General features: G+C 60.1%; 9 protein-coding genes and 1 pseudogene. 9 read left to right on the forward strand and 1 reads right to left on the reverse strand.

Annotated features, from left to right (window positions below):
- From Q358_RS0113635 to Q358_RS0113675, 8 genes and pseudogenes are all read left to right on the forward strand, one after another.
- Nucleotides 1-346 (forward strand): integrase core domain-containing protein (locus Q358_RS0113635; protein ID WP_027962496.1); only part of this gene is annotated, 346 nt, incomplete at its 5' end.
- Nucleotides 347-457: 111 nt separating this feature from the next.
- Entirely contained in the window at nt 458-730 is a 273-nt protein-coding gene (locus Q358_RS0113640; RefSeq protein WP_027962497.1) for a PepSY domain-containing protein, read from the forward strand.
- The gene (locus Q358_RS0113645) at nt 723-1,274 is read left to right on the forward strand and encodes a cytochrome b/b6 domain-containing protein (protein WP_051530393.1); all 552 of its coding nucleotides are present in this window, start codon (nt 723-725) and stop codon (nt 1,272-1,274) included. The genes Q358_RS0113640 and Q358_RS0113645 overlap by 8 nt, the downstream gene beginning before the upstream one ends.
- A gap of 28 nt (nt 1,275-1,302) precedes the next feature.
- Nucleotides 1,303-1,875, forward strand: coding sequence for a cytochrome b (locus tag Q358_RS17560; RefSeq protein WP_051530395.1), 573 nt, complete (start codon nt 1,303-1,305; stop codon nt 1,873-1,875).
- Between the two features lie 418 nt (nt 1,876-2,293).
- Nucleotides 2,294-3,517 (forward strand): annotated as a pseudogene (locus tag Q358_RS18020) (ISL3 family transposase).
- Between the two features lie 755 nt (nt 3,518-4,272).
- Nucleotides 4,273-5,997 carry a ribonucleoside triphosphate reductase gene (locus Q358_RS0113665; RefSeq protein ID WP_027962499.1) on the forward strand — a complete coding sequence of 575 codons (1,725 nt, stop codon included), beginning with the start codon at nt 4,273-4,275 and terminating at the stop codon, nt 5,995-5,997.
- 48 nt (nt 5,998-6,045) lie between these two features.
- A complete protein-coding gene (gene nrdD, locus Q358_RS0113670) occupies nt 6,046-6,207 on the forward strand; it encodes an anaerobic ribonucleoside-triphosphate reductase (RefSeq protein WP_017428931.1) in 162 nt (53 codons plus the stop codon).
- 50 nt (nt 6,208-6,257) lie between these two features.
- On the forward strand, nt 6,258-6,992 hold the full coding sequence (locus Q358_RS0113675; protein WP_027962500.1) for an anaerobic ribonucleoside-triphosphate reductase activating protein: 735 nt from the start codon (nt 6,258-6,260) through the stop codon (nt 6,990-6,992).
- 139 nt (nt 6,993-7,131) lie between these two features.
- Here Q358_RS0113675 and Q358_RS19065 read toward each other — a convergent pair whose 3' ends face one another.
- Nucleotides 7,132-7,983 carry a tetratricopeptide repeat protein gene (locus Q358_RS19065; RefSeq protein ID WP_051530398.1) on the reverse strand — a complete coding sequence of 284 codons (852 nt, stop codon included), beginning with the start codon at nt 7,981-7,983 and terminating at the stop codon, nt 7,132-7,134.
- 325 nt (nt 7,984-8,308) lie between these two features.
- Between Q358_RS19065 and Q358_RS0113685 the strand changes: the two genes are divergently transcribed.
- A partial coding sequence (locus Q358_RS0113685) for a transposase (RefSeq protein ID WP_027961316.1) occupies nt 8,309-8,589 on the forward strand: 281 nt, incomplete at its 3' end.

The raw sequence follows: 8,589 nt of genomic DNA on the forward strand, positions 1-8,589 counted from the left end.
CTTCACGCGGGCAGGCGAGCGCAAGCCCAGCGGTCACCATCTCTTCGATCAGGAGTGCCAGGCCCATGGTATCGAGCACCGGCTAATCAAGCCGGGACGGCCGCAGACGAATGGCATGGTAGAGCGCTTCAACGGCCGGATCAGCGACGTGCTTTCGACCCGGCGCTATGTTTCAGGCGAGGATCTGGAACAGACACTCAAACGCTACGCTTGGCTGTACAATCACCATATCCCGCAGAAGGCGCTGCACCATCAGTCGCCGATTGCAGTGATGAAGGAATGGCAGATCAAACGTCCTGAGTTATTTACCAAGCGGGTGGTCAATCACACGGGACCCGACAACTAGAAGCATAGGATCGGTTGTAAGTCTTCGTCGTTAAGGTTCGCGTCAGATTAGCGTGTTTCGATGACGGATATGCCAACCAGCATGCACCCTGAATCAACGAGGAGAGCTACCATGAAAATCCGTCATTTCGTCGCCAGCGCCGCCCTGCTGTTCACCACTGCCGCTGTCGCGGGCCCGCAATGCACCGAGGCGCCGGAGTCCGAGTGGACGTCCCAGGGCGCCATGCAGCAGGAGCTGGCCGATCAAGGCTACACCATCGACGAGTTCAAGGTGACCGATGGCAACTGCTACGAGATTTACGGCGAGGACAAAGAAGGTGTGAAAGTCGAGATCTACTTCAACCCAGTCAACGGCGAGGTCGTAAAGGAGTATCGCAATGACTGACACCCCGAAAGCGAGCGCCATGACCCGGGACAACCGGGTCAAGGTCTGGGATCCGGCGGTGCGCGTCTTTCATTGGAGCCTAGTGGCGGCGTTTGCCGTCGCCTACTTCACTCCGGACAGCAACCGCGACATCCACGAATGGTCCGGCTATGTCGCCCTAGGGCTGGTGTTTTTTCGCCTGGTCTGGGGCGTGATCGGCAGTCGTCATGCACGCTTCAGTGACTTCGTGTCGGGCCCCAAGCGCCTGAGCGACTATCTGCGGCGCGCCCTGAAAGGACAGGAGCCACGCTATATTGGTCATAATCCTGCGGCGGCGATCATGATCCTTTTCCTGCTCGCGGCCGTCGGTGTGATCGGCGTCAGCGGCTGGCTGCTGACCACCGACTGGGGATGGGGCAGCGAGACGATCGAAGAAGTGCACGAGATAGCGGTGAACATCACCCTTGTGGCGATCGCGCTGCACGTGGCGGCGGCGATCTACGAAAGCGTGCATCATCGAGAAAATCTGGTTCGTTCCATGGTGACCGGTCACAAACGGCGTTGAGCAACGGCATCTGTAATAGGAGGCATCAATGACTTATCACGATACTCGCCGGCGTTATGGCGCTGTCAGTCTTTTGTTTCATTGGGCGATGGCGCTTCTCATCATCGCCCAGTTCATGGCGCTCGGCGGCTACATCAATGACGGTGAGCACTGGATCGGCAACACCATCGTTCCTTGGCACGTCGATATCGGGCTGCTACTGCTCGTTCTGGTGTCACTGCGGGTCCTCTGGATGCTGGGGCAGCGGGAACATCGCCCAGAGCTCCGCGGTCATCATGCCATGCAGCTGATGGCGAAAGGCGGGCATCTCTTGCTCTATGTTTGCATGATACTGATGCCGGTGACGGGCATTCTGATCATGGTGGGCGAGGGCCATTCCCTGGGGTTTTTCGGCCTCCAGCTTCTCGCCGAGCGCGAGACGGAAATGTCCTGGGCGATCATGCTAGGCGAATCGCACGCGCCGATTTCCTGGCTATTCGTGGCCCTGGTACTCGGCCATTTGGGAGCGGCGCTGTATCACCATTTCGTCAAACATGACGATACGCTCCAGCGCATGACTGCAAGATCGTCGCTGCGGAGTCCGAATAACGGAACAAAGTAACCCCCTCTGTCAGCTTAGTTGTCCAGTTGGCGATTTCGCCTGAATTAACCTCAGAATGGGCAGCATAGGATGGTTCATGCCACATTATTCCGAGGAACGTAAGGCCGTAGTGCTAAAGTAATTGTTGCCGCTAGACAACCGTAGTGTGGCGTCGGTCGCCGCCGAAGCAGACATCGAGGATCAACCCTGTATGGTTGGCTGAAAACATGCCGACAACAAGGAATGTCTGTGCCTGGCAAGCGTAAAACCGGAGACGAATGGTCGGCCGATGCCAAGTTGGCCATGGTGATTGAAACGGCCCCCATCAGAAGCAGAGATGGGCGCCTACTGCCATGAAAAGGGGCTCTTCGTCGCTGGATGTGGAATTCGCCCCTGAGCCGGGCCAGGATATGACCTCCACATGGACAGGAGGTAGAGCATGGACGGCACTCAGATTCTGACCCTCGGCCTGGGCCTTGAAGCGCTCTGGGTTCTCAAGGACCAGCACCTGGATACCGCCGTGTCGCCTCATCGCCTGGACCCCTATGTCGAGGCTGAGCGAGGCAGCCTCTACCCTTACCCGGAGTACGGCCAGGCCTGCCCGGCCCATGACTTCGCCGACAAGACCTGGCGGCATCTGAACTTCTTCCAGCACCACTGCTATCTGCATGCACGCGTCCCAAGTGCCAAGAGCATGGTGTCAAGCGCATCGAGGTGCCCTGGGCACGGCCCGGCAGTGACTTTACCCTGTTGTTCGAGCAGGCTGCCATATCGCTGATCAAGGAGATGCCGGTGCTGGCCGTCTCCCGGCAGCTGGAGATTGCCGACAAGCGCCTGTGGCGCATCGTGCACTACTATGTGGGACGGATGCTGTCCGAGGTCGCGGCTACCGGCCTGAATGAGACGGCCTCACGACGCGGCCAGCGCCATGTCACCGTGCTCCTTGACATGCAGCGTCCTCAGGAGCCGGTGATCTGTGCTGTGCCTGGCCATGGCAAGCCGCCATCGAGGCCTTCAGCGCCTTCCAGGCGGCGACCCGGACAACGTGGTCGAAGTCGTCTGTGACATGTCCCAGGCCTTCCTGAGTAGCGTGGCCGAGCACCTGCCCAGCGCCGAAATGACGGTCGACTGGTTCCACATCGTGCAGACTTTCACCAAGGCCCCTGGACGAGGTCCGCAAGCGAGAGCACCGCCAACAAGCCCATCCCAAGGCACTGCGCTGGGCGGTGCTGAAGAACACCGAGGCCGGCAACCTGACAGCCAACCAAGTCACCGCCCTCCAGGAGCTAGTAAGTGACCGTAGCGCCACGGCGGAAGCCTGGATCATCAAGGAGAAGCTGAGGTGGATCCAACAGGCGCCGACGCCACGAGGCGCTCGCTGGCGGATCACCCACTACCTGAACGTGATGCGCGTTGCAGTGGCCGACAACGCGCTCCTGAAACCGATGGCGAAAGCCCTGAATACGCTGGAACGAGATGCCGAGCAGGTGGTAAGGCGCTGGCTCTCCGGCCTGACCAACCGCGCCTGGAAGGCATGAACGGTCTGTTCCTGGCCGCCAGGTCACGTGCACGCGGCTATCGGAACGAGGCCAACTTCATCGCCATGATCTATCTGATCGGTAGCCCTGTGGGGCGCATGCTGAATCACACTCAATCCACATGAAGTGACGAAGAACCCAAAAGAGCCGTCAATCACGCGGAACCCGACAGCTAATATCTTGAGTCGCTCGTTACTCAACGTGTTTTATCTTTGAGCTGGGGAGGAGGCATTTGGTATAACTTTGGCTCCAGACAATAGTGTCTCATAAAAATCCGGCGTATTGGCAATGCGAGAAGTTGAGTTAATTGTAATTAAATATTTAAACCCATTTTTTTAATAGCATCTTTAGCAGATGATATTGAATTCAAACAATAAGCGCTGCACCTGCAGTATCCAGGGCTCCTGAGTATTCTCCCAGGAACACCTGTGCGGGTGTCCGATAGCCGAGTGTTTCCCGGACAGTCTGCATCGTGCACAGGAGTTCTGAACAATTTCGAGGATCGTGCAGAGGTCTGCTGACACGTTTCGTTCACAAGTCTGCTGCACGCCGGATGCCTCACCCGATGTGCTAGCGCAGTCGTCTCCTGATAATGACACCGGACAAACTCGTCACGCAAACGTTCCAGAGACTCCGGGTCTCGCTTCCCATAGGCCCATAGGCTGCCAGCGCAAGCAGTGAACGGCGCGCCCATCCGAAGGACTGCCGGGATGGTTTCTGACAGGCAGGCAAAAAGTGCAAATCCCTCTCACCCGTCTATTAATGACCTGGATCATTTTTTTGCCGCTGGAAAGCACCTACACTCCATGGCCACAACATATGGTGTTTTTATATCTGGTTGGTACCATATATAGATATCCGGTCAGTGAAGGAGTGCTCCATGGAAAACCCGCAGCCCGGTACCGTCGGGGTGGCATCGACGATCAATGAATATCTGCAGCGCGCCGACTGGCGTGTCAATGCCAACGCCAATCAGGGCTATTCCCTGGGCGGGCTGATTCTCAACGCCTCGGGCAAGCTGATCGCCAACTACTGGCTGGACGAGGTCTACCCCGCCGCGGTGGGGGACGCCCATCGCGAGGGGGACCTACATATCCATGATCTGGACATGCTCAGCGGCTACTGCGCCGGTTGGTCGCTGCGCACCCTGTTGACCGAAGGCTTCAACGGCGTGCCGGGCCGGGCAGAGAGCGCGCCGCCCCGGCACCTTTCCAGCGCGCTGGGGCAGATGGTCAATTTCCTCGGCACCCTGCAGAACGAGTGGGCCGGCGCCCAGGCGTTCAGCTCCTTCGATACCTACCTGGCGCCCTTCGTGCGCCTCGACCGGCTCGACTACCCGGCGGTGAAGCAGGCGGTGCAGGAGTTCATCTACAACCTCAACGTGCCCTCGCGCTGGGGCAGCCAGACGCCGTTCACCAATCTGACCTTCGACTGGGTTTGCCCGGCGGACCTGCGCGACCAGGTGCCGGTCATCGGCGGCCAGGAGCAACCCTTCACCTACGGCGAGCTGCAGGCCGAGATGGACCTGCTCAACCGCGCCTATCTGGAGGTCATGGAGGCGGGCGACTGCCGCGGTCGGACGTTCACCTTTCCGATCCCCACCTACAACATCACGCACGACTTCGACTGGCACAGCGACAACGCCGAGCGGCTCTTTGCGCTAACCGCCAAGTACGGCCTGCCGTACTTCCAGAACTTCCTCAACTCGGACCTGGAGCCGCACATGGTGCGTTCCATGTGCTGCCGGCTGCAGCTGGATCTCAGCGAGCTGCTCAAGCGCGGCAACGGCCTGTTCGGCAGCGCCGAGCAGACCGGCTCGCTGGGCGTGGTGACGATCAACTGCGCACGCCTGGGCCACCGCTTTGCCGGTGACCGGGCGGGGCTCTATGCCGAGCTGGACCGGCTGCTCGAGCTGGGCCGTGACAGCCTGGAGATCAAGCGCGAATGCATCCAGCAGTGGATGGACGGCGGCCTTTATCCCTACAGCCAACGCTACCTGGGCACGCTGCACAATCATTTCTCGACCCTGGGGGTAAACGGCCTCAACGAGATGGCGCGCAATATCAGCGACGATTACTACGATATCGCCAACCCTGAGGGACAGCAGCTGGCGGTCGAGGTGTTGGAGCATGTGCGTGAGCGGATGCGTGAGTTCCAGGAGAGCACCGGTCACCTCTACAACCTGGAGGCAACCCCGGCCGAGGGGACCACCTACCGTTTCGCCAAGGAGGACGCCAAGCGCTTTCCCGGTATTCTGCAGGCCGGGACGGCCCAGGCGCCTTACTACACCAACTCCAGCCAGCTGCCGGTAGGCCATACCGACGATCCCTTCGAGGCGCTGATCCACCAGGATCCGCTGCAGACGCGCTATACCGGCGGCACCGTGCTGCATCTCTACATGCGCGAGCGGCTCTCTTCGGCCAGCGCCTGCAGGAAGCTGGTCCACACCGCTCTATCGAGCTTTCACCTCCCCTATCTCACCGTGACGCCGACCTTCTCGATCTGTCCGGTGCACGGCTATCTGGCCGGCGAACACGAGTTCTGCCCGAAGTGCGACGACGCCCTTCTGGCACAGCGCGCCTCCCAGGCCGATACCCCGGCCTGAGGCATTGCCGACCCGTGAACGGGTCATCATCGTAAAGAGGAGCTTTTCATGAACCACTCCACCGAAACCCTGCCCACCGAACAGCGTCAGCGCTGCGAAATCTGGACTCGGGTGATGGGCTATCACCGCCCGGTCAGCCAGTTCAACCACGGCAAGCAGTCCGAACACTACGAGCGCTGCCACTTCCGGGAGCACGCCACCACCCGTTAAACCCACCACCACGCCGGACGCCTGCGGGCGTCCGGTCGGAATTTGCCGCTATGTCCCCCATTGAATCCCGTCGGCCGCAGTTGCCTGTGGCCGGCCTGACACCCATGACCACCCTGGACTATCCCGACCACCTCGCCTGCGTGGTCTTCCTGCAGGGCTGCCCCTTGCGCTGCGGCTACTGTCATAACCCGCAGATGCTCGAACCGAGAAAGGCCAAGCCCGATGAGTGGGCGGAGATCGAGGCCTTCCTTGACAGGCGCCGTGGCTTGCTGGAAGGCGTCGTGTTCAGCGGCGGCGAGCCTATGCTGCATGCTGATTTGCCGCTGGCCGCCGCGCGGGTTCGCGCCCTGGGCTTCAGGGTCGGGTTGCACACTGCCGGCGTTTATCCCCGGCGCCTGAAGGCGCTGCTGCCCTGGCTCGACTGGGTGGGGCTGGACGTGAAGGGTAGCGCCGAAAACTTCGACGTCATTGTCGGCCGACGCGGTATGGCTGCTGCCCATCGGGAGAGTCTGGCCCAGCTACTGGCCAGCGATGTCGCCTTCGAGTGCCGCACGACCGTCCACTGGCGCAACTGGACCCTGGCATCGCTACGCGATTTGGCCCTATCGCTGTCGGCGCAGGGAGTGACGCATTATGCTATCCAGATGGCACGCCCTCAGCAGTGTCTGGAAGAAGCCTACACTCAACCGGTGACAACGGCCCCGACGACTGCCGAGCTGCACGATCTCGTGCATCGCCTGCAGCCTGCCTTTCAACACCTGGAGCTGCGCGAAGGAGTGGTTTAGTTCGGTTGCGGAGCCTCTTTCGACGCCTGCTCGCCGTTACTGTCATTTTCAGCAAGTGGCTGATCGTCTCCACCACGGATCGCTGGGACAGCAGCGCCGAGAAAATGCTGGAAAACCAGGCTCTGATCCTGGTCGTCCCTCATGTCAGGATTTTTTTGAGCTTCTGCAAGGCCCTGTTCCGCTGCGCCCGGAAGAACCACTTGATGGCTTGAGTGTAGTTCTGGGGAACGCCCCTGCCTTCGCCATATAACAAGCCGAGACCGAATTGCGCCTCGATAATGCCCTGTTCCGCGGCCTGGCGAGTCCATTCAGCGGCTTGAGTATCGTCCTGGGGAACACCCTCGCCTTTGAGGTACATAATGCCCAGGTTGTGCTGCGCGTCGGCAATGCCATGTTCCGCGGCCTGGCGGTACCACTTGACAGCTTGGGTGTCGTCCTGGGTGACGCCCCTGCCGTTGACGTACATGACGCCCAAATTGTGCTGCGCGCCGGCAAAACCCTGTTCCGCCGCCTGGTGGTACCACTCGACGGCTTGGGTGTCGTCCTGGGGGATGCCCCTGCCTTTGTCGTACATGACGGCTAGATTGTACTGCGCGGCGGCAAAGTCCTGTTCCGCGGCCTGGCGGAACCACTCAGCAGCCTGGGTGTAGTCTTGGGGAACTCCTATGCCGTTGTGGTACATGACGCCCAGATTGTGCTGCGCGGAGGCAAGGCCCTGTTCCGCGGCTTGGCGGAACCACTCAGCAGCTTTAGTGGTGTTCCGAGGAAAAACGCCCCTGCCGTTGAGGTACATGGCGCCAAAATTGTTCTGCGCTTGGGCATCGCCTTGTTCAGCGCGGTGTTTAGTATCGCGGTGTTTAGTATCGCTCTGACTGAGGTCGTCTAACCCGTTGACGCCAGTAAGCGAACGGGCGTAGATCACCAATACCACCCCTGCGATCACGGGGCTGACAAACAGCAGTGCCCGTAATACGGTATCCAGTTCCATCATGCCTTCTCTCGCTCTCTGGCCGCTGCGTGTCCAGGGGACCGGGCAGCGCCGTTCGTTCTGGCAGTGTCTCCGAGCAGTATTCATCCCTTGCCTTGTTAAACTGCGCCGCAGACGCAACGGTGCGCGCACGGCGATGGGGAGTAGCCCTATGTGTCAACCTGGGTTCAAGGTTTAACATCCTCCACCACTGCCACCACCTGCGCCGCCGCCACAACCGCCTGCACCGCCGGCCCCTGTGCTGCCAACACCCACACCTACGCCGCCGACTGATCTTGCCCACCAACAGTGGACACCCCGTTAAGGTATACACTCAACGAGGTGACCCATGGCAAAGCAAGCTACTCCGATGAAGAAGACACGTGCCCGTTACTCTGATGCCTACCGCGAGGAGGCGCTTGCCCTCGCTGACCGAGTGGGGGCTGCCGCTGCTGCTCGTGAGCTGGGTCTGCAGCCAAGCCAGCTCTATCAATGGCGTGCCAAAGCTCAGCAGAAGAAGAACACCTCCGATCGCGAGCAAAAACTGGCCGATGAGAACGCTCGACTTAAGCGGCAACTCTCTGAAATGTCAGAGGAATTGGCCATAACAAAAAAGGCCGCGGTGTACTT

The sequence above is a fragment of the Halomonas halodenitrificans DSM 735 genome, from assembly GCF_000620045.1.
Classification (GTDB): domain Bacteria; phylum Pseudomonadota; class Gammaproteobacteria; order Pseudomonadales; family Halomonadaceae; genus Halomonas; species Halomonas halodenitrificans.

Bases quoted from the DNA above. Each gene is read 5' to 3' on its own strand.
- Q358_RS0113640 (WP_027962497.1), top strand. From the start codon at position 458: ATGAAAATCCGTCATTTCGTCGCCAGCGCCGCCCTGCTGTTCACCACT.
- Q358_RS0113645 (WP_051530393.1), top strand. From the start codon at position 723: ATGACTGACACCCCGAAAGCGAGCGCCATGACCCGGGACAACCGGGTC.
- Q358_RS17560 (WP_051530395.1), top strand. From the start codon at position 1,303: ATGACTTATCACGATACTCGCCGGCGTTATGGCGCTGTCAGTCTTTTG.
- Q358_RS0113665 (WP_027962499.1), top strand. From the start codon at position 4,273: ATGGAAAACCCGCAGCCCGGTACCGTCGGGGTGGCATCGACGATCAAT.
- nrdD (WP_017428931.1), top strand. From the start codon at position 6,046: ATGAACCACTCCACCGAAACCCTGCCCACCGAACAGCGTCAGCGCTGC.
- Q358_RS0113675 (WP_027962500.1), top strand. From the start codon at position 6,258: ATGTCCCCCATTGAATCCCGTCGGCCGCAGTTGCCTGTGGCCGGCCTG.
- Q358_RS19065 (WP_051530398.1), bottom strand. From the start codon at position 7,983: ATGATGGAACTGGATACCGTATTACGGGCACTGCTGTTTGTCAGCCCC.